Genomic DNA, 19,524 nt, shown 5'->3' with positions numbered 1-19,524 from the left:
CATGGCGTATCAGGTCGTATATGAAAAGCTTGCTGTAAAAAGCCTGAAGAGTATTGATAAGGGACAACAGCTCATGATTGTCGCTTGGATTGAAAAGAATCTAAAGGGTACAACGCACCCGAAACAACACGGGAAGGCATTGAAAGGCGAATTGAAGGAGTACTGGCGCTATCGGGTCGGGAATTACCGCATCCTTGCTGATATCGATTCGGACGAGATCAAAATTATTGTGGTCGGTATTGGCCACTGTAAAGACATTTATAAATCATAGCGTGTGAATAAAGCAATCAGACCGACAACTCCCACACGGGGTGTCGGTCTTTTTTTCGTCAGCAGATTCATTTTTTTCTGAAATGCCAGATAAACCTTCTATTTATACAATATGAATAGCACTTAAAGCATGATCAGTTGCTAACACCACACCTTCTAAAAGAAAGTTCATAATTTTATAAAACCATTTAATTGAGAAGTATTATCAATTATAGTATATTAGTACCGGATCGATAAAAGCAATGACTGAAGGAGAGAATAGAATGCAAATCTATTGGACAAAGATCAACAAAATAATACAAGAATCACTTGAAGTTAGAACGTATATGATGGAGCGTCCCGAAGACTTCGTATGGGAAGAGGGATCTCACACGCACTTTGCACTGGAAGGATTCAATGCAGACGAGAAACCAAACCGCGATCTGATTCGCCATATGTCGATTTCAACAATGCCGGATGAAAATCTGATTGGTATCACTACACGCATTAAAGCAGAGTGCTCGATATTCAAAACCGCACTTAGGGACCTTGAGGTTGGCAACGAAGTGGCGATCTTTAAAACGCGTTCCAACGTGCCGCTTAAAAGAGAAGATAAAAATGTTTATCTGCTTTCTTCAGGCGTCGGCATCGCAACGTATCGCCCGATTGTACTCAGTTATTTCGAAAATGCAGAAGGAGTCAACCAAATGCATTCCTTGAACATCGACTCTTCCAAAGCTTTCTTGTTTACTGATGTTTTCAAAAACTTAGCTGATAAAAACTTTACGGCTCAGTTTGTCGATACCCGCAACGACTATTATGCGCAAGTAAAGGAACTTGCTTCAGATGAAAATGGGCTCTTTTATGTGATCGGCAGCGACGAATTCCTAGCACATAATATTAAAGTGCTTTTTGAGGAAGGCGTCCAGCCTGAACAAATAATGCTTGATAAGTACGAAGAGTCACGTGCTGAACTCTTATCGTCAGGACTGTCCGTTTAAATACTGACTGCTATAAAGCACATAACCGCGTAAGATATTAGTGCATTCTACTGTCAGATACTAAAGAAATGATGCTGCTATAACATACTCGTTTCTTTGATACTTTTGTTTATATCAATTTACTATTGACCCTCCTCTTAGAGGAGGGTTTATTATATGTAAAGATTCATAAAGATACCAATATAAACATATGATTAAAGGAGAACAATAATGTCAACATTTACAGATTTACTTGAAAAACGTCGTTCAATTTATGTCCTTGGAGCAGAGAGTGAGTATTCAACGCAGGAAATATCCGATCGCATTGGTGAAGTTGTCAAACAAGTGCCTTCGGCTTTTAATAGCCAGACAACAAGAGTGGTTGTCTTATTCGATGAAGCCAATCATGCGTTTTGGGACCATATCTACACTGTTCAAAAGGATATCTTGGAGGGCGAGATATGGGACATGATGTCAGGTGTCATGACAGGCGCTAAAAATGGAGTAGGTACCGTTCTATTTTTTGAAGAACTCGATGCAGTCAAAAAAATGCCGACCAACGTAGTGCGTCAAGAAGCTTACAAGCAAAACAATAACGCAAACGCCCAGTACGCTGTATGGCTGGCTTTGGCAGAAATGGACCTCGGCGCAACGTTGCAGCATTTCAATGTTGGTTATGAGCAAGGTTTCGATAAAGGGACGAAAGCATTGTTCGACCTGCCAGAGTCTTACGAAATGCTCGCACAGATGCCGTTTGGTTCAGTTGAACAAGAAGCGGGTAAAAAAGAACATATTGAGGCAAATGTCCAAACAAGAGTAATTTCTACATTGTCTTAATACTTTTACTCAAAATCGACAAGAAAGAACAATCAAACTGGAGGAATTGTGATGAAATTGATCGAATTGAACAATGAATTGGAAATTCCGGTAGTGGGTACAGGAACAAATACGTACGGCAAAAAAGGTAATGAATTCAAAGGAGAATTAAGAGGAGATACCGATGAAGTTGACTGGGCCGTTGGGAATGGATACCGCCATTTCGATGCTGCTCAAATCTATGCCAACGAAGAAGTCGTCGGCAAAGGACTCAATCAATCAGGAGTCAAACGTGAAGATTATTTCATTACTACTAAGCTGAATACAAATGAAGGATATGTCAGCCGTGATTGGATCGATGCTGAAATTAACAAAAGTCTTGAAAAACTGCAAACGGACTATATCGATTTGTTCTTGATTCATTTCCCTTGGGATAATAGTGATGAAATCGTAGAAGTCTGGCATGTTTTAGAGGAGTATTATAATCGTGGGGTATTTAAATCCATAGGTGTTTCCAACTTCGAAGAAAAGCATTTGGATCTAATCCTTCAGAATGGCACAGTTAAACCAGTCGTTAACCAGATTGAATCTCACGTCGGCAAATGGAACGATGCATTGATTGATTACAATAAATCAAATGATATCGCCACTGTCGCTTGGTCACCGCTTGCTGGTATAGAAGATGATGCGAAGGAAGTTCTAGAGGAAATAGGCGAGCGTTATGGCAAGACCTACGCACAAATCGTCTTGCGCTATCAAATTGAACGAGATGTCATCGTCATTCCAAAGTCCCATAATAAAGAGCGCCAGGCGCAAAGCTTGAATATCTTTGATTTTGAACTCACAGCAGACGATCGTGATCGGATTGCCTCGCTGTAATTATAAAGAGTCTGAAAGTATCCTATCCTAAAAACTGAACCACTAAGTAAGGTATGTCTCCTGGTATAAGGAGACATACCTTTTATTTTATTAGAAAGTATGCCTCTGTTTGTGAATATAAGCATAGAATGTAATTTCAGTGGTGTTCTAATCGCATCTAATAACACATTTTCTCGTTTAGTTCATCTATAATAGATTTAGAGCTTTTTACACTACGTGAAGCGGCATATAGCTAAGGAGAAACTAACATGAATAAAGTAACTGATTTTCCTGTTCTTGAAACGGATCGATTGATACTGAGACAGGTGGTGCCTGAAGATGCCAGCAATCTTTTGAAGTATTTATCCACTGAAGAGGTGACGAGACATATGGGACTGGAGCCATTTAAAACCATTGACGATGCTTTGGAAGAGATTTCATGGTATCACTCAATACTTGAAAAGAGTACCGGAATTAGATGGGGCATTACCTTGAAGGACCAAGGGGAGGTTATCGGAAGCTGTGGTTTTTTGAATATTGCTGCCAAACATCACCGGGGAGAAATTGGATTTGAATTGAGTAAGGACTACTGGGGCCAAGGCATAGCAGGTGAAGCGCTTAAAGCAGTGGTTGGATATGGGTTCCGACAAATAGACTTGCAACGTATCGAAGCATTAATAGAACCGCTTAATATACCGTCTAAAAGCTTACAGAAAGACACAGGTTTGTCAGGGAAGGGTTACTTAGTAGCTATGAATTCACCTGTGGCAAATTTGATGATCTGTATATGTATTCCTTGTTGAAACAGGACTTCAACTTCAGTTAAGTATTGAAAATCATCTACTGAATAGGACTAAGTAAGATTTTTAAGCTTTTTTTAAAATGAGAGAAGAAGGGTGCATTATGAATATCACCGAATTTATGAATCAAAAGTTCCCCGGCCTGGAATTGGAGCCACCTTTGTTTTATAACTGGGATGTCGCTATACGTTTCGAGCTAGGTGTAGACTACAGAAAGACAGATGGAGAGAACAGTGTTTACATAAATAATGTATACATAAGAGCAATCACTCTTTTTAAAACCTTACATTTACCAGAAGATGAGATTTTTATGGTAGTCAATGTAAATGACTTCGGAAATCGTAAAGTATTCTCTCACAGACTGAAAGTCTTCTCTAAATACATAAAAGAAAAACATGTTCTCTACAAGTTGCAACAAGTGACGATTCCTTATGGCTTTCCAGAAGATGTTGAAGAAGAAAAGTATAAAACACACCGATTTAGCCTTAAGTGCAAGACCTCTGATATCAAATACATCTCATTGTTAAAAGCAATCTGTAATCATGACATGGGATTTAAACCGAGTATTTCTTACGATGTGTTCTTTATCAATACTACGAAAGAGACCATTTTCCGTGTTTACGATGATAGGGGTTCTGATCTCCTAGCAAGCTCACCGGATAAAATTAGCCATATCTATGAGCAATATAACGGGTGGATATTGGACTACGACAGAGAACTGATAGATGAGGTATTCAAATAGAATCGAATTTAGTTAAAAGTAAACTTAATTCGCGAGACATAGGTAGATTATAATCCTGGAATTACTAAAGGAGTTAAAAATGAAACCACGAAACACTGTACTAGGTTTAGTTATAAAAGATAATGCACTTCTCCTAGAAGAAAGATGTGGGAAACACTCCCGGGGCGAAGGCATATATTACCGTCCCATTGGTGGAACAATCGAGTGGTCGGAGAGGTCGTCGGAAACGCTTAAAAGAGAATTCATAGAGGAAATCGGAACAGAAATAGATATTATCAATTATGTTGCGTGTTTAGAGAACATCTTTGAAGTAGATAGTATGATCGGACATGAGATCACACAAGTTTATAGAGCAGTATTTAAAGATAAGAGCTTATATGAAATAGAGACTTTTAACGTAATCGAAGGGGGTCAAAGTACGGTTGCCAGATGGATATCTATCAAAGAAATTCTAGAAGGTAAGAAGTTATTATTTCCAGATAAATTGATTGATCTGATATAGATGAGCATTTGATTGACTTATAAAAAATATATCTCATTAATATTAGCGAAGCGAGGACTTGACTGTCTAATCGACTTCGTTATTTTTATTTAATCAACTAAAAACAATGAATACGTAATATTAATTTTATGAAACCCCTTGCAAATTGTAAGCGGTTCCCCTATTATCTTATTTAGATACAACATAAATCTATGTTAAATCTATGTGAGGAGCATATAAATGGATAATAGATTACTACTGACATTTTATGGTGATGACTTTACTGGCTCGACAGATGCCATGGAAGCATTGCATCAATATGGACTAAGAACACTTCTTTTTATGACACCACCTGACAAAGCACTTCTTGATCAGTTTGAAGGCGTACAGTGTATTGGGGTAGCAGGTACTTCAAGGGCAAAGGACACTGAAGGAATGAAAGCAGAATTAACGCCTGTATATGAAGCATTTCAGAAAATGAACCCTTATTTTGTGCATTACAAAGTATGCTCGACTTTCGACTCTTCACCGGCAACAGGGAGTATCGGTTACGCAGCGGATCTAGCTAGAAATTATTTTGGAACGGGTGTCTATCCACTACTGGTGGCAGCACCAGCACTTGGTAGGTATACGGCATTCGGGAATCATTTCGCGAAGTTCCATGGACAAACGTATCGATTGGATCAGCATCCTGTTATGTCGCGCCATCCGGTGACACCGATGGATGAAGCGGATTTGAGTATTCATCTCTCAAAGCAGACCGACCAAGAGGTGGATAAATACTCTATCGCGGATATGAACGAAACAAAGCATTTCGACATAAAAGAAAAGAATGCGATTACGCTGTTTGATGCTGTGGAGCAAAAGCATATGGAAGCGTTTGGCAATATGATCTGGGAGAGCAGGCACGATGAGGCAACTTTTCTGATCGGTTCTTCCGGTGTCGAGTATGCACTTGGTGAAACATGGAAAGACAATGCCGATGTTAACCAAAATAGTCTCGGACTAAAGGCAGATGATATCAACAAAATGCTGGTTGTTTCCGGCAGTGTATCGGACGTTACTAAGCGACAGCTCGAGGAAGCAGAGAGTAATGGTTTCCATACAGAGCGTGTCCCTTATGAATTGCTTGCGAGTGAGGAGATACCGACAGACTACTTAAACGGCATCATCGAACTGATTGGCAATGAGAAAAAAGTTGTACTCTACACAGCGAGAGGTGCAGACGATCCAGTCGTTGAAGAGACAAGAACGTACTTTACAGAAAATAATGTAACCGGTTCCCACGGGAACCATATCGGACAGCAGCTCGGCAAGTGGACGAAGTACATCATGGACCATACGGATATCCGTCGACTGGTCGTCTCCGGCGGCGATACTTCCGGATTTGTGACATCACAGCTCGGCATATACGGTATGGAAGTCATTGAATCCATCGCACCGGGTGCACCGTTATGCTTGGCATATTCCGATCAAGAGCGCTATAACAATCTGGAAATCGCACTGAAAAGCGGACAGCTTGGCGGCGAAGCATTCTACGGAAAAGTTTTTGAAGCAGGGAAAGACACGACAGTCTAGAAGGAGTCAGATAGATGCTACTAAAAGATATTGCCTACGATAGAATCAAACAGAAAATACTGAACGAAGAGTACACGCCGGGTAAATTCTTATCCGAGCGGACGCTCATCGAAGACCTCGATATGAGTAAGACACCGATCAAGAACGCATTGATTCGCCTTGAAACGGAAGGGTTCCTAACAGTGTCTTCAAAGCAAGGCATCTTCATCAATGAATTGTCTGTCGACAAGATTAACGATATGTATAACCTGAGGATTGCGCTCGAAACGTTTAACTGTAAATCACTGCACGGTAGAATTAATAGCTACCAGCTGGACGAACTAAAGCAGATACTGGATACCACAAAAGAAGTGACGGATAACCTTGATATCAACAGTTTTGCTACCTATGATCATGAGTTCCATTTGGCCATCAGCAATATGGCCGGCAACATGGAAATTACTGAGATTTTAATCAACAGACAGGATCATCTGCGTAGAATTACTTTGAAACACCTCAGGAAGGATCCCGAGAGAGTAAAAATATTCTATCAAGATCACTTACAGATATACGAAGCACTGAAAGCGCATCAGATGGAAAGCGTCGAACTGATGGCGAAGCATCTGGAAAACTCGAAATCAATATTGTTCAAATAACAAGGAGGAAAAGACATGAAAGCAGTTTATGTAGACGCACCAGAAAGCATCAAAGTCAAAGAAGTCGAAGTACCGACATTGAAAGATAATGAAGTATTAATCAAAGTGAAAGCTGCAGGTATCTGCGGATCTGACATCCATACGTATAAAGGACTCCACCCATTTCGGAAACCGCCTGTCATCATCGGCCATGAAATTGCGGGAGAGGTCGTTGAAGTCGGCAGCAGTGTAACAGACTTTTCTGCAGGTGATAGAGTCACTGTCGAACCACAGATTGGTACCGGAGAGAGTGAAGGTGTGATGACCGGTAATATCAACTATTCCGACGAAAGGCTTGCACCCGGCATCGGCGAATGGCTCGGAGCGATGGCCGAGTACTTCGTTTCTCCTGAGTCGCAAGTGATAAAACTGCCGGATTCCGTAGATTACGACAGAGGGGTCCTCGTTGAGCCATTGGCTGTCGGTGTCCACGCTGCTTATAAAGCGGACATTAAACCCACAGACAGAGTGGCAATCATCGGTTCAGGTCCAATCGGTCTCTTGACGCTTGCTGCTGTAAAGCACAGAGGTGTGGAAACGACATTGGTTACGGATGTGCTTGACTATTCTCTCGATGTCGCTGAAGAGATGGGCGCAACAATGACTGTCAACAGCGCGCGCGATGGTAACTGGATTGAGAATGCAAAGAGTGCACTTGGGGGCTCGTTTGACAAAGTGTTCGTTACGGCCGGTGTCCGCGGCATCATCGATCAGTCTCTATCCCTCCTGCGTAAGGGTGGTAAAGTTATCACAGTTGCGATGTTCAATGGGTCACAGGAAGTGAATATAGAGAACTTGCAGCAAAACGAAAAAGAGATAATCGGCTGCATGACTTACAACAGACCGGATACAGATGAGGCAGTCCAAATTATTGAAGAAGATAAGATTCCAGTCAATAAAGTGATCTCACATAGACTATCACTGGATGAAGCAGACTATGGTTTTAAAATTGTCGATAAGAAAGAAGATGAGTCCGTTAAAGTATTGGTTAAATTTGATTCCTAAAATGGAGGGGCATAAGTGAATATATTTAAATATAAAATTTTATTGTTCTTGGGGCTTGCCGCCTTGCTGCTGGCTGGTTGTGGCAGCACCAAGGCGGAGGATGTTACTGTTCTTAGAATGGGGCACATTCAAGGTGAATCCCATACTTGGCACAAAGGATCAGAAGAATTCGCAAGACTGGTCGACGAGAAGACGGATGGTTCGGTTAAAGTGGATGTCTATCCGAGTTCTACCCTGGGCTCGGACAGGGATTTACTTGAGGGTATGCAGATCGGCTCGGTCGATTTTGCGCTCGTCGCCGGTGTCATGTCGAACTTCTACGAACCATATGCAATTTTAGAGTTGCCATACTTGTTTGAAGATCAGGATCATTTGGAAACGTTTTTGTACGGCGAAGAGGGGCAGCGACTACAGGATGAAACGTTAGAAGCGACCGGCATTCGTGGCCTTGAATTCTGGCTGCGTGGACCTAGGGAACTGACTAGCAATGTCAGAGTGGAAACTCCCGCAGATTTAAGAGGTCTGAAGATCCGAGTACCGAATATAGAAGCCTCGGTTAAAGGCTGGCAAGCAATGGGTGCCAACCCGACACCAATGAATTTTGGAGAGGTCTACTCATCTCTGCAAACGGGCGTTATTGATGCACAAGAAAACCCATTATCGTTTTCAACCAATGCAAGAATACATGAAGTCCAAGACTACCTGGTTATGACGGATCATGTCTTTGGGTATGTTCAGCTTCTGACAAGTGAAAAAATGTTTGAAAAACTGACACCAGAAGAGCAACAAGCGGTACAAGAGGCGGCAACTGAAGCGACAGAATACCAGAATGAACTTGTGCTCGAGGAAGACGAAGTCGCAACACAGGAATTCTTGGATGAAGGTGTTGAAATCATCGAGGTAGATACAGAACCCTTTATGGAGCTCGTACAGCCTGTGCATGATGAACTTGCCGACAAATACGGAAGAGAACTCTACGACTCGATCATCGATTTGAAATAATAAGGAGTTATTAGATGAAAGCATATATTAGTTTTATGGACACTTTGAATTCAGCTCTGAGATACATCGTTTCTACCTTGTTTATCGTCATGGTCTCACTAGTTTTTCTCCAAGTACTGACACGATTCGTTATCAACTATCCAATCAGCTGGACAGAAGAGATTTCAAGATATCTCATGATCTATATCGTGTTTCTCGGTTCTGCACTGTTAGTGAGAAAAAGTGCGCACATTGCTGTCGATTTTCTATTGGAAGTAGTGAATCCGAAAGCCAAAGGTATTCTGGACATAATCGTTCTCGCTGTAAGTACCGTATTCTTTGGACTGTTGCTGATTTTCGGTGCACAGCTGACTTATATCGTTATCGGACAGGCAACACCAAACTTGCAGTTTTCAATGGCTTGGGCCTATGCAGCTGTACCACTGGGTGGATTATTGATGTTTTTGAATGCGCTTGCAGTACTATTTGAAAAAATGCTTTACAGAGGAAATGAAGGGGAGGAAAAACTTACATGATCGCAATACTCATCGTCTCGCTATTGATTCTATTCCTTCTGGGCGTTCCTGTAGCAATCTCGCTCGGTCTTTCGTCTGCCTTAGCACTCTTCATCGCTGGCGACATGCCACTGGCGACAGTTGCACAAAGAAGTTTCGTCGCACTGGATTCATTCCCGCTGATGGCGATTCCACTATTTATTCTAGCGGGCGTCATCATGGAGTATGGGGGGATCTCACAGAAGCTGATAAACCTTGCTAATGCATTGACCGGGCATGTGACCGGCGGTCTGGCAATCGTCACAGTCGTGACGACATTGTTTTTCGCAGCAATATCAGGTTCCAGTGTCGCAGCAACTGCGGCTCTCGGATCCATACTGATCCCAGCCATGATCAGACGCGGTTACCATAAAGAATTCGCTGGGGGGGTCCAGGCAGTTTCTGGTACACTCGGCATTATTTTGCCACCAAGTATTCCATTGATACTTTATGGTGTCGCAGCAGGTGCTTCTATTGGCGATCTCTTTGTTGCGTCCATGCTGCCAGGCATCATCATCGGACTCGGACTTGTTGTCACTGTTTATCTGATTGCTAAAAGAAGAGACTACACAAAAGAACGTAAAGCAACTGGCAAAGAAGTAATGAATGCTTTTTGGGAAGCGATTCCAGCTGTAATCATGCCTTTCATCATTCTAGGAGGCATATACAGTGGAATCTTCACCGCAACAGAAGCAGCAGCTGTGGCAGTCGTTTATGCATTCATCATCAGTATATTCGTATATAAAGGTATCGGCTTCAGTAATATCCGGACTGTACTTACTACAGCGACTGAAACAACTGCTTCCATCATGTTTATTCTGGCTACGGCAGGATTGTTCAGCTGGATTCTGACGATTGAAAATGTACCGCAACAAGTTGCACAAAGCATTACATCAGTAACGGATAGTACAGTCATATTCCTGTTGCTCGTCGTTGTCCTACTTCTATTTATTGGTATGTTTATGGAGACCAATGCCTCCATCATCATCCTCGCACCGATTCTCGTACCGATTGCTTCTGAAATTGGCGTTGACCCTGTACACTTTGGTGTAGTCATGATTGTTGCGCTGGCACTTGGAATGGTGACACCGCCACTCGGCTTGAACTTGTTCATCGTTGGCAGAATCGGTAAGATAAGAATTGATCAGTTGACGCGTGCACTCATTCCATTCTATATCGCGGTCATCATCGCGATTGCACTCATAACGTTCATTCCTCAGATTGCTTTAGGACCTGTACAACTATTTGATACAAAGTAGGGAGATGGATTTATGGATAAAGAAACATTACTTCATGATTTAAAGAGAACCGGAGAATTCATGGGAAACAATAAACTTGTGTGGGGAACAGCCGGAAACATCAGCGCAAGACTCAATGACAACCAGTTCTATGTGTCCGCAAGCGGGACCTACTTGAGCGAAATTACAGAGGAAGAGTTTTCGCTCTGTGACGAAAATGGGCTCGTGGAAGGCAAGAAGCCATCCAAGGAACACATCATGCACCAAGGCATCTATGAAAACCGTCCGGAGATTAACGCGATACTGCACTCCTCACCATTCTACAGTACCTTAGTCGCAAACTCCGATATAGAATTGCCTTCGAACTACTTCGTCGAAGCTATGTATTATTTGGAGAGAATCGTCAGAGTTCCTTACTACCATCCAGGCAGTAAAGAACTCGCAGAAGCAGTGAAGGAAAAGTCTAAAGAAGGTAATATACTGCTGCTTGAGAACCACGGGATAATTGTTTACGATACTAACCTGAAGGAAGCAAGGATGGCACTTGAAACACTGGAGTACACTTCGAAGATGCACATTACAGCCTTGCAGAATGGTATCAACATGCAAGGGCTATCCCACGGGAATGTAGAAGATTTCTTGAAAAATTCTGGCTATAAGCCAGTGAGAAAATGGCCAGAGTAACAATTAAATAGAAACTTATAAGATGGTAGCTGAAAAATTTAGCTACCATGCTTTGCTTTTAGGATTTTGTATGGAATTAAACTTTTCTTTTCTGTTTGAAATTGGGGCGTGTAAATACAGAAACGTGAATACGGTTTGCTTTTATGCACAGTGTTACTATATCCACCTCAAATTCAACATATTTTCTTTTTTCTGCTTTTTTACAGTACGGAAACTTGTGGGTAATATTACGATAGTAGAGGAGGGACGAAATGATTTGGATATTGCTTTTAGGAGGTATATTAGCATCATTTACGTACGTTATGGTATCTGCCAACAATATTGACTTCTTATACAGGAGAAGCTATTGCGACTCTTGTCACTATACTCTGAAGTGGGTGGAACTCATACCACTTTTTAGTTTTATCTTTCTAAGAGGTAAATGCTCACAATGTGGTGCGAGCATTGATAGGGGGGCTTTCATTTGTGAGGTATTGTTAATCTTTCTGTATAGTTTACCTATATTATATGATTTTTCTTTAAAGGACTTCACATTATATTATCTCGTAATAACGCTTCTCATACCTATTTCAATAAATGATGTAAAAACATATAAAATACCCAATCATATGAACCTTATTTTTCTCTTCACAGGGCTCTATTTAACCGAATTATCATACGTAGATCTTATGGAAGATACCATAATAATCCTTATACTACATCTCTTCTATATTCTCTTCTCTGATTACATAGGATATGGTGACATAAAACTCTTTACTGTAATTACATTGATTACCCCAGTGAATTTCTTCATATATACAATTTTACTTACTTATATAATTGGTGGTGTATTCATTTTTGTCATTCATCTCTACAGAAGTAATATACCGAGCAAAATACCTTTAGTACCATTCATAACCAACGCACTAATCCTCTCGTTTCTTTTGTATGAGGAAATGAACCAAATATACTTCGGAGGTTTTGTATGACTCTTTTAATCAAAGAAATGCACAACGCAGATCGACCAAGAGAAAGATTGATGAACTACGGAGCGGATAAACTTACGAACCAGGAGCTACTTGGCATTATTATCAATACAGGCAATAGAGAAGAGTCTAGTGTTACTGTAGCTAATAGGATAATACAAAATATGAAATCGATAAGAGAGTTAAGAAACTTAACTTATCAAGAGTTAGTCAGTGTAAAAGGTATCGGTGAAGCCAAGGCGATAACAATTCTTGCTGTTATAGAATTGGCAATTAGAATGCACACCCACTCGTTAGAGGAAGATGTGTTCATCAAAAGCCCGGAAGATGTAAGTTATTTTCTCATGGAAAAGATGAGGTACTATCAGCAAGAGCACTTTGTTGTTCTGTACTTATCGACTAAAAATATGGTTATTCATCAAGAGACGATGTTTAAAGGTTCTTTGAACACGAGTATAGTACATCCACGCGAAGTCTATAAGGAAGCAGTAAAAAGGAGTGCAGCGGCAATCATTTGTGTACATAATCATCCTAGTGGAGACCCATCGCCGTCTAGGGAAGATGTAGAAGTGACAAAACGGCTTCACGAATGCGGAGAAATGATAGGAGTGGATTTTCTCGATCACGTTATCATAGGAGCCGGTAAATATGTAAGTCTAAAAGAAATGAATTATATAAAATAAGGAGGACTTCAATGGGACTCGATATGTATTTGTATTTGCAAGAGAAAGAAACCCAAGAAACTATAGAGTATAGTTACTATCGAAAGTTCAATGCACTACAAGGATATTTTGTGAGAAATTATGAAATTGAAAATTGTGGAAAGATTAAGCTTTCAAATGAAGCTATTAATAAACTCTATCTTACATTAAATGAAGTTCGTCATTTTCCAGAAAAGGCAAATCTTTTGATGCCTACCTTTCCAGGCCCTTTCTTCGGTTCTTATGAGTACGATCGAATCTATCATAGTTATATTAATCAGGCGGCTTGTGACTTTTACCATGCGAAATTTTTAGACTTTGTTAAATATGATCTTTTTTATACTTCAGATTGGTAAATAATCCTTTTAAACATTACAAAAAGATTACATCCATGTAATAATTGTAAAATATGTTGAAAACCGAAATAATGTACGTTATGATTTATTTATCTTATAAATTACATAACAAGGAGGACAATTTCATGCTTACAGTAACTAACAACTTTGAAAAACAACTGCATAGTTTTGCCTCCTTCGATAGATTCTAACCGCTCCTGGTTCTAATCTAGATATCATATATATTATTTCTTATCTGTTAGGGGAGGCGAAAGCCTCCCTATTTTTATGCCTGATATCAGTGTGCACATTAATAGTGCACACTTTTTTTATTGTAATTTATAAGAATATTTAGAAAGTAGAGGTATAATGATATGCCAAATTCAAAATTCAAAAGACAGCCTGACGCAAAGACAACAACGACTATTTCAACAAAGACTACCAGGGAATGCTCTCGATTGTAATTCTGGATTGAGTCCCTGGTGAGAACAGGGTGGTGTTATCATGTTTGAGTTTCTATGGAAACTAAAATGGTATTTTAAAGAAAACAAATGGAAGTATACAACAATTATTGGCGTACTATTGATAGCGAATGTACTTGAAGTCTTACCGGCACAGCTAATCGGTCGGACGATCGACTTCATCGGTGACGGAGAAATGACAGAGCGGCTCATGTGGCAGCTGGTCATCATTTTCCTTATCGTCACAATAATGACCTATACGGCGACTTATATATGGTCTTATCTACTCTTTGACGGCGCAAAGAAGATTGAAGGCATCATCCGGATGAAGCTGATGCGCAAATTCCTTCTGCTCTCACCAAGCTTCTATGAAAGGAATAAAACAGGAGATCTGATGGCCAAGGCAACGAATGATTTGCGAAGTGTCAATATGGCCTCAGGTTTCGGGCTACTGACACTAATTGATGCGACATCCTTCATGCTGACGATTATTCTCGTCATGGGCTTTACAATTTCCTGGCAACTGACGCTATTCGCGCTCCTGCCACTGCCAATTCTGGCTATTGTCGAGCAACGTCTTGGCAAAAAAATTAACGCCGCGCACAAAGAAAGTCAGGCAGCATTTGGTCTGATGAATGACTCGGTCTTAGAAATCGTTGAAGGCGTCAGACTGACACGCAGCTATGTTCAGGAGAAAGCGGAGAACAATCGCTTCCGAGGCATGACTGACGATTATCTACAGAAGTTCATGAAAGTAGAAAGGCTGGATGCGTTGTTCAGACCGTTAACCATCATAGTTACAACTTTTAGTTTTATGGTCGCTTTTGGCTATGGTGCAGTATTAGCCAACCGAGGTCTGATATCAGTTGGTGACATTGTCACTTTCAACATCTATTTGAACATGCTAATCTGGCCAATGTTTGCGCTCGGCATGCTGTTTAATGTAATGCAGCGCGGCAATGCATCATTGACTCGAATTGATACTGTACTCGACACCGAAGATGATGTCTTGCATCAGGGTGATATGATGATGACAAACGCAGGAATGGACTTCGATCAGCTGTCATTCCAATATCCACTGAGCACACGGATGAACTTGAAAGATATCACTTTCGAACTTAAAAGTGGAGAAACACTCGGTATCGTCGGCAGGACTGGCAGCGGCAAATCAACGCTTGTCAAACAGCTTTTGAAACTTTATCCGGAAGGACAAGGCGGTCTAGTCATTGACGGCATGAGCATAGCTCAACTGGATAAAACAGCATTGAGGGAGAAGATTGGCTATGTTTCCCAAGAGAACATCCTTTTTTCTAGAACTGTCAGAGAAAATATTCTTTTTGGTAACCCACATGCGACTGTTTCTGAACTCGAAGAAGCAATTAGTCTCAGTGCGCTCGATACCGATCTAAAACGTATGCCTCATGGACTGGATACGATGGTCGGGGAAAAGGGCATCGCTCTAAGTGGCGGTCAAAAACAACGCATTTCCATAGCAAGAAGTCTAATCCGTGATCCCGATATTTTAATTATGGATGACGCACTCAGTGCTGTTGATGCGAAAACAGAAAAACGAATCATCGACGGCATCAAAAGCAACCGTACCAGCAAAACAACCATCATCGTGACTCACAGATTGTCTGCTGTACAGCACGCAGATAAAATTGCGGTGTTGGATGACGGTGAAGTTGTTGAAATGGGCACACATGAAGCACTATCAGCAACCGGTGGCTGGTATAGCCAGCAGAACGACTATTACCGTACTGGGGGTGAAACAACATGAAAGAAATTAAAAGATTAATGGTATATGCCATGGCATTCAAGGGCAGATTCGCACTAGGTATTACATTAATGATACTGATGGTCGGATTTGAATTGCTTGGACCGGTAATCGCAATGATTATCTTAGATCGGCATATCCAAGACGCAGCAGGACAGATTGAAATGTTGCCAATCTATCAGCTACTTGGAGTATTCCTTGGTATCAAACTGCTGCATGCTGTGTTCAGCTACTTCCAAGAAGTGGTTCTGCAAAACTCAGGGGCGCTAGTAGTACAGAAAATGAGGAATGATGTGTTCCAGCATGTCCAGCGGTTGCCAATCCGCTACTTCGATGACCTACCAGCTGGCAAGGTGGTAGCACGAATCACCAACGATACAGAATCAATATTAAATATGTTCTCTGTTGTGTTGCCATTGTTTTTAGTTAGTAGCCTGACTGTTGGCGCGATTACTGTTATTACGCTATTCATTAATATCTGGACTGGTCTGGTCATGCTGCTGTTTGTACCTATTATTATTGTGTGGATGATACTCTACCGTAAATATTCGAACGACTTCAACCATACTAGAAGAGAACGTAATAGTGATATTAATGCGATGATTAACGAATCTATCAGCGGCATGCCAATTATTCAGATCTTCAACCGTGAATCGCAGATAACGCGGGAATTTGAGGAACTGAATAACGATTATCTTAAAAGTACTGGTAGTCTTATTAAGCTGGATAGCGCTTCCGGGCAGAACTTGATGGGAACGCTTAGATCACTTCTTTTTGCAGTAATGGTCTACATTTTTGCGTCTAGTTTCCTTGATGCACAAACGGCGCTTACTGTCGGTACAATGTATATCCTTGTAGACTATATAACACGGTTCTTCAATCCCTTATTCAATATTATTGGACAGCTTGATATATATGAGCAGGCACGCGTTGCTGCGGTAAAGGTATTTGAGCTACTAGACGCAGAAGTTGAAACGGAAGAAGAGGAGCATCTCGGCAATTTCAGCGGACACATTTCATTTAATGAAGTAAGCTTTTCTTATGATGATAAACATACAGTACTCAAAGATATTAGTATCGACGTGTCGCCGGGAGAAACCGTGGCACTCGTGGGCCATACAGGATCCGGTAAGAGTTCAATCATCAACCTGCTGATGCGCTTTTACGATCCGGTTCGCGGAAAGATACTCTTCGATGGTAAAGACACGAGAGAATTTAGCAAGCAGTCTCTACGGCATCATATGTCAATTGTACTGCAGGATCCCTTCATTTACAGCGGATCTCTACTTTTCAATCTGAGACTGAACAACGAAGAAATTTCTGAGGCAGAAGCAAGAGCGGCCCTCGCTAGTGTTGGCGGTGAAGAGATGCTGTCACGGATGGAAGAGGGAATGCATACTGAGTTGACAGAACGTGGATCCACACTATCACTTGGTGAACGCCAACTCATTTCATTCGCACGTGCCATGGTATTCAATCCGAAAGTATTGGTACTGGATGAAGCGACGAGCAACATCGATTCCGAAACGGAACAGATGATCCAGCATGCCATGAAAGTCGTTAGTGCAAACCGCACGACATTTATCATCGCTCATAGACTTTCGACCATCCAGCATGCAGATCAGATCCTGCTGCTTGATAGCGGTCTTATAGTTGAAAGCGGAAATCACGAAGAACTACTTGCCAAAGGCAAGGAGTATGCCAAGATGTATACGATGCAACTTGGACAGCCAGTCAGCATAAATATCTAATAATTAATATTGTGAATGTTGACAATTCTCATTTGCTCATGTAGAGTTATGAACATTCAATTGAATACTTTTATCCAGAGAAGTGGAGGGATTAGGCCCTTTGAAACTTCAGCAACAGGCCCGGAGGGTACTGTGCTAAATCCTACAAGCGACCGCTTGGCAGATAACCGTGAAACCATTTGCCATTTCGGCAGATGGTTTTTTTATTTTACATAGAGGGGTGATTGCATGGCCATTGTATTGGAAGATGTATCAAAGACTTATGAGGTTAAAGGCAGAAAAGTAGAAGCGCTTAAACGGCTTTCGCTGACTGTGGGAGACGGGGAAATATTCGGCATTATCGGATTCAGCGGTGCTGGTAAGAGTACTCTGCTCAGACTAATTAATCTATTGGAAGCTCCGAGCTCTGGTAGTGTTAATGTAAATGGCACGGCACTTGGTAACTTGTCCAGTGAGAAGCTACGAGCGAAAAGACAGAAGATCGGCATGATCTTCCAACAGTTCAATCTCATTGAATCAAAAACGGTATATCAGAATATTGAATTCGTTCTGAAGGCAAGCAAGTATGATAAGAAAAAAGTGAAATCACGCATCGAGGAATTGCTTGCGCTTGTCGGATTGAGTGACAAGGCGGGCAGCTATCCCGGGAATTTAAGTGGGGGCCAAAAGCAACGGGTCGGGATCGCTAGGGCCCTAGCAAACCATCCTGAAGTACTTTTATGCGACGAGGCAACAAGTGCACTCGATCCCGAGACAACGAAGACGATATTGAAGTTATTGAAGAAAATCAACCGGGACCTTGGTATCACTATTGTACTCATCACGCACGAAATGGGAGTCATCAAGGAGATTGCGGACCGCGTTGGGGTGATGACAGCCGGTGAAATAGTTGAAGAAAGTGACGTCTACAGTATATTCAGCCATCCTGAGCATGCTGTAACAAAAGGATTCGTGCAGGATATCTACGACTTTGCTATTCCACCTCATATCGAAATGAATGATCGCTCGGATGTCATTACTATCAAATTTTTAAACGAAAACGCTGAGGCTAATTATGTCAACCAGCTCTATCGTCACTTCGAATGTGACATCAGTATATTGAATGGTCGTATTGAATACATTCAGGATATGCCGCTCGGATTCTTGATGCTTCATGTTCAAGGAGATCCACAGGAAATTTCAAGACTCAAAGCATTTATCGATGAATCAACAGGAATAGAAAGGACTGAAATCCATGCAGAGACTCGCTGAAATTGCACCGCTCTTATATCGTGCACTGCTTGAAACTACACTTATGGTGTCGATTTCCATATTCTTTGCGGTATTAATTGGGTTGCCGCTTGGCATTCTACTTTACATAACGGCAAACCCACTGCTGTTCCGGATCAAGCCGCTTAATCAGGTGCTTGGCGCCATTACTAACGTCATTCGTTCGTTTCCTTTCATTATCCTCATTGTTGCCATCATGCCGGTAGCCACCTGGCTGACTAATAGTTCGCATGGACCAGTTTTTGCGAGTGTCGCACTCTCTATCGCAGCAGTTCCGCTTTTTGCAAGATTGGTGGAAACAAGTTTCAACGGGGTGGGCAAAGGTGTAATAGAAGCAAGTATTGCAGGCGGTGCTTCACTGATACTCATCATTACAGATGTACTCATTCCTGAAGCAAAACGTGGCATCACCCAAGGGATTACTTTGACAATTATTTCTATCATCGCTTTCAGTGCGACCGCCGGTGTAGTAGGGGGCGGCGGTATCGGTGACCTGGCCATTCGTTATGGATATTATCGCTACGATACAGTGACGATGATTGCCACTGTTGTTGCGCTAGTGATCATAGTGCAGCTTGTACAGTTGATTGGGGACTTTTTAACAAGAAGACAGGAGGGGAACTGA

The 19,524-nt window shown here is 41.5% G+C and carries 20 protein-coding genes, 1 pseudogene and 1 riboswitch; all 21 genes and pseudogenes read left to right on the top strand.

Features of this window, described 5'->3' with window-relative positions:
- Position 1 precedes the first annotated feature (1 nt).
- The 21 genes and pseudogenes from ACFOJ8_RS07145 (at position 2) to ACFOJ8_RS07045 (ending at position 19,524) form a co-directional block, all read left to right on the top strand.
- Entirely contained in the window at positions 2-271 is a 270-nt protein-coding gene (locus ACFOJ8_RS07145; protein WP_380654549.1) for a type II toxin-antitoxin system RelE family toxin, read from the top strand.
- Between the two features lie 262 nt (positions 272-533).
- Positions 534-1,250, top strand: coding sequence for a dihydropteridine reductase (locus tag ACFOJ8_RS07140; RefSeq protein ID WP_380654546.1), 717 nt, complete (start codon positions 534-536; stop codon positions 1,248-1,250).
- A gap of 210 nt (positions 1,251-1,460) precedes the next feature.
- Positions 1,461-2,066 carry a nitroreductase family protein gene (locus ACFOJ8_RS07135; protein ID WP_380654544.1) on the top strand — a complete coding sequence of 202 codons (606 nt, stop codon included), beginning with the start codon at positions 1,461-1,463 and terminating at the stop codon, positions 2,064-2,066.
- A gap of 51 nt (positions 2,067-2,117) precedes the next feature.
- A complete protein-coding gene (locus tag ACFOJ8_RS07130; RefSeq protein ID WP_380654542.1) occupies positions 2,118-2,924 on the top strand; it encodes an aldo/keto reductase family protein in 807 nt (268 codons plus the stop codon).
- A gap of 248 nt (positions 2,925-3,172) precedes the next feature.
- A pseudogene (locus tag ACFOJ8_RS07125) lies at positions 3,173-3,729 on the top strand (GNAT family N-acetyltransferase).
- Positions 3,730-3,824: 95 nt separating this feature from the next.
- Positions 3,825-4,445, top strand: coding sequence for a DUF3885 domain-containing protein (locus tag ACFOJ8_RS07120; RefSeq protein WP_380659908.1), 621 nt, complete (start codon positions 3,825-3,827; stop codon positions 4,443-4,445).
- A 79-nt stretch (positions 4,446-4,524) separates the two neighbouring features.
- A complete protein-coding gene (locus ACFOJ8_RS07115; protein WP_380654538.1) occupies positions 4,525-4,947 on the top strand; it encodes an NUDIX hydrolase in 423 nt (140 codons plus the stop codon).
- 219 nt (positions 4,948-5,166) lie between these two features.
- The gene (locus ACFOJ8_RS07110; RefSeq protein WP_380654535.1) at positions 5,167-6,504 is read left to right on the top strand and encodes a four-carbon acid sugar kinase family protein; all 1,338 of its coding nucleotides are present in this window, start codon (positions 5,167-5,169) and stop codon (positions 6,502-6,504) included.
- Positions 6,505-6,518: 14 nt separating this feature from the next.
- Positions 6,519-7,139, top strand: coding sequence for a GntR family transcriptional regulator (locus tag ACFOJ8_RS07105; RefSeq protein ID WP_380654532.1), 621 nt, complete (start codon positions 6,519-6,521; stop codon positions 7,137-7,139).
- Positions 7,140-7,154: 15 nt separating this feature from the next.
- Positions 7,155-8,183: a zinc-dependent alcohol dehydrogenase gene (locus tag ACFOJ8_RS07100; protein WP_380654529.1), complete on the top strand. Its 1,029-nt coding sequence runs from the start codon at positions 7,155-7,157 to the stop codon at positions 8,181-8,183.
- 15 nt (positions 8,184-8,198) lie between these two features.
- Entirely contained in the window at positions 8,199-9,185 is a 987-nt protein-coding gene (locus ACFOJ8_RS07095; RefSeq protein ID WP_380654526.1) for a TRAP transporter substrate-binding protein, read from the top strand.
- 14 nt (positions 9,186-9,199) lie between these two features.
- Positions 9,200-9,700 (top strand): TRAP transporter small permease, encoded by a 501-nt coding sequence (locus tag ACFOJ8_RS07090; protein ID WP_380654523.1) that lies wholly within the window; start codon positions 9,200-9,202, stop codon positions 9,698-9,700.
- Complete coding sequence (locus tag ACFOJ8_RS07085) at positions 9,697-10,977, top strand: TRAP transporter large permease (protein ID WP_380654520.1); 1,281 nt, start codon at positions 9,697-9,699, stop codon at positions 10,975-10,977. The genes ACFOJ8_RS07090 and ACFOJ8_RS07085 overlap by 4 nt, the downstream gene beginning before the upstream one ends.
- Before the next feature lie 12 nt (positions 10,978-10,989).
- Positions 10,990-11,640: a class II aldolase/adducin family protein gene (locus ACFOJ8_RS07080; RefSeq protein ID WP_380654517.1), complete on the top strand. Its 651-nt coding sequence runs from the start codon at positions 10,990-10,992 to the stop codon at positions 11,638-11,640.
- A 251-nt stretch (positions 11,641-11,891) separates the two neighbouring features.
- Positions 11,892-12,608 carry a prepilin peptidase gene (locus tag ACFOJ8_RS07075; protein ID WP_380654514.1) on the top strand — a complete coding sequence of 239 codons (717 nt, stop codon included), beginning with the start codon at positions 11,892-11,894 and terminating at the stop codon, positions 12,606-12,608.
- Positions 12,605-13,288: a RadC family protein gene (gene radC, locus ACFOJ8_RS07070; protein ID WP_380654511.1), complete on the top strand. Its 684-nt coding sequence runs from the start codon at positions 12,605-12,607 to the stop codon at positions 13,286-13,288. Before ACFOJ8_RS07075 ends, radC begins: the two co-directional genes overlap by 4 nt.
- An 11-nt stretch (positions 13,289-13,299) precedes the next feature.
- Positions 13,300-13,662 (top strand): hypothetical protein, encoded by a 363-nt coding sequence (locus tag ACFOJ8_RS07065; RefSeq protein WP_380654508.1) that lies wholly within the window; start codon positions 13,300-13,302, stop codon positions 13,660-13,662.
- Between the two features lie 483 nt (positions 13,663-14,145).
- Positions 14,146-15,882: an ABC transporter ATP-binding protein gene (locus ACFOJ8_RS07060; protein WP_380654505.1), complete on the top strand. Its 1,737-nt coding sequence runs from the start codon at positions 14,146-14,148 to the stop codon at positions 15,880-15,882.
- Entirely contained in the window at positions 15,879-17,630 is a 1,752-nt protein-coding gene (locus tag ACFOJ8_RS07055; RefSeq protein WP_380654502.1) for an ABC transporter ATP-binding protein, read from the top strand. Before ACFOJ8_RS07060 ends, ACFOJ8_RS07055 begins: the two co-directional genes overlap by 4 nt.
- 67 nt (positions 17,631-17,697) lie before the next feature.
- A riboswitch (SAM riboswitch) is annotated at positions 17,698-17,800 on the top strand.
- 58 nt (positions 17,801-17,858) lie between these two features.
- Complete coding sequence (locus ACFOJ8_RS07050) at positions 17,859-18,881, top strand: methionine ABC transporter ATP-binding protein (protein WP_380654500.1); 1,023 nt, start codon at positions 17,859-17,861, stop codon at positions 18,879-18,881.
- Positions 18,865-19,524 carry a methionine ABC transporter permease gene (locus tag ACFOJ8_RS07045; protein ID WP_380654497.1) on the top strand — a complete coding sequence of 220 codons (660 nt, stop codon included), beginning with the start codon at positions 18,865-18,867 and terminating at the stop codon, positions 19,522-19,524. Before ACFOJ8_RS07050 ends, ACFOJ8_RS07045 begins: the two co-directional genes overlap by 17 nt.

The sequence above is a fragment of the Salinicoccus sesuvii genome, assembly GCF_042648145.1.
GTDB lineage: Bacteria > Bacillota > Bacilli > Staphylococcales > Salinicoccaceae > Salinicoccus > Salinicoccus sesuvii.
The sequence above is the reverse complement of the archived record's forward strand: the minus strand, read 5'-3'. Positions and strand labels throughout refer to the sequence as shown.

Coding starts and splice junctions, on each gene's coding strand:
- ACFOJ8_RS07145 (WP_380654549.1), top strand. CDS start 2: ATGGCGTATCAGGTCGTATATGAAAAGCTTGCTGTAAAAAGCCTGAAG.
- ACFOJ8_RS07140 (WP_380654546.1), top strand. CDS start 534: ATGCAAATCTATTGGACAAAGATCAACAAAATAATACAAGAATCACTT.
- ACFOJ8_RS07135 (WP_380654544.1), top strand. CDS start 1,461: ATGTCAACATTTACAGATTTACTTGAAAAACGTCGTTCAATTTATGTC.
- ACFOJ8_RS07130 (WP_380654542.1), top strand. CDS start 2,118: ATGAAATTGATCGAATTGAACAATGAATTGGAAATTCCGGTAGTGGGT.
- ACFOJ8_RS07120 (WP_380659908.1), top strand. CDS start 3,825: ATGAATCAAAAGTTCCCCGGCCTGGAATTGGAGCCACCTTTGTTTTAT.
- ACFOJ8_RS07115 (WP_380654538.1), top strand. CDS start 4,525: ATGAAACCACGAAACACTGTACTAGGTTTAGTTATAAAAGATAATGCA.
- ACFOJ8_RS07110 (WP_380654535.1), top strand. CDS start 5,167: ATGGATAATAGATTACTACTGACATTTTATGGTGATGACTTTACTGGC.
- ACFOJ8_RS07105 (WP_380654532.1), top strand. CDS start 6,519: ATGCTACTAAAAGATATTGCCTACGATAGAATCAAACAGAAAATACTG.
- ACFOJ8_RS07100 (WP_380654529.1), top strand. CDS start 7,155: ATGAAAGCAGTTTATGTAGACGCACCAGAAAGCATCAAAGTCAAAGAA.
- ACFOJ8_RS07090 (WP_380654523.1), top strand. CDS start 9,200: ATGAAAGCATATATTAGTTTTATGGACACTTTGAATTCAGCTCTGAGA.
- ACFOJ8_RS07085 (WP_380654520.1), top strand. CDS start 9,697: ATGATCGCAATACTCATCGTCTCGCTATTGATTCTATTCCTTCTGGGC.
- ACFOJ8_RS07080 (WP_380654517.1), top strand. CDS start 10,990: ATGGATAAAGAAACATTACTTCATGATTTAAAGAGAACCGGAGAATTC.
- ACFOJ8_RS07075 (WP_380654514.1), top strand. CDS start 11,892: ATGATTTGGATATTGCTTTTAGGAGGTATATTAGCATCATTTACGTAC.
- radC (WP_380654511.1), top strand. CDS start 12,605: ATGACTCTTTTAATCAAAGAAATGCACAACGCAGATCGACCAAGAGAA.
- ACFOJ8_RS07065 (WP_380654508.1), top strand. CDS start 13,300: ATGGGACTCGATATGTATTTGTATTTGCAAGAGAAAGAAACCCAAGAA.
- ACFOJ8_RS07060 (WP_380654505.1), top strand. CDS start 14,146: ATGTTTGAGTTTCTATGGAAACTAAAATGGTATTTTAAAGAAAACAAA.
- ACFOJ8_RS07055 (WP_380654502.1), top strand. CDS start 15,879: ATGAAAGAAATTAAAAGATTAATGGTATATGCCATGGCATTCAAGGGC.
- ACFOJ8_RS07050 (WP_380654500.1), top strand. CDS start 17,859: ATGGCCATTGTATTGGAAGATGTATCAAAGACTTATGAGGTTAAAGGC.
- ACFOJ8_RS07045 (WP_380654497.1), top strand. CDS start 18,865: ATGCAGAGACTCGCTGAAATTGCACCGCTCTTATATCGTGCACTGCTT.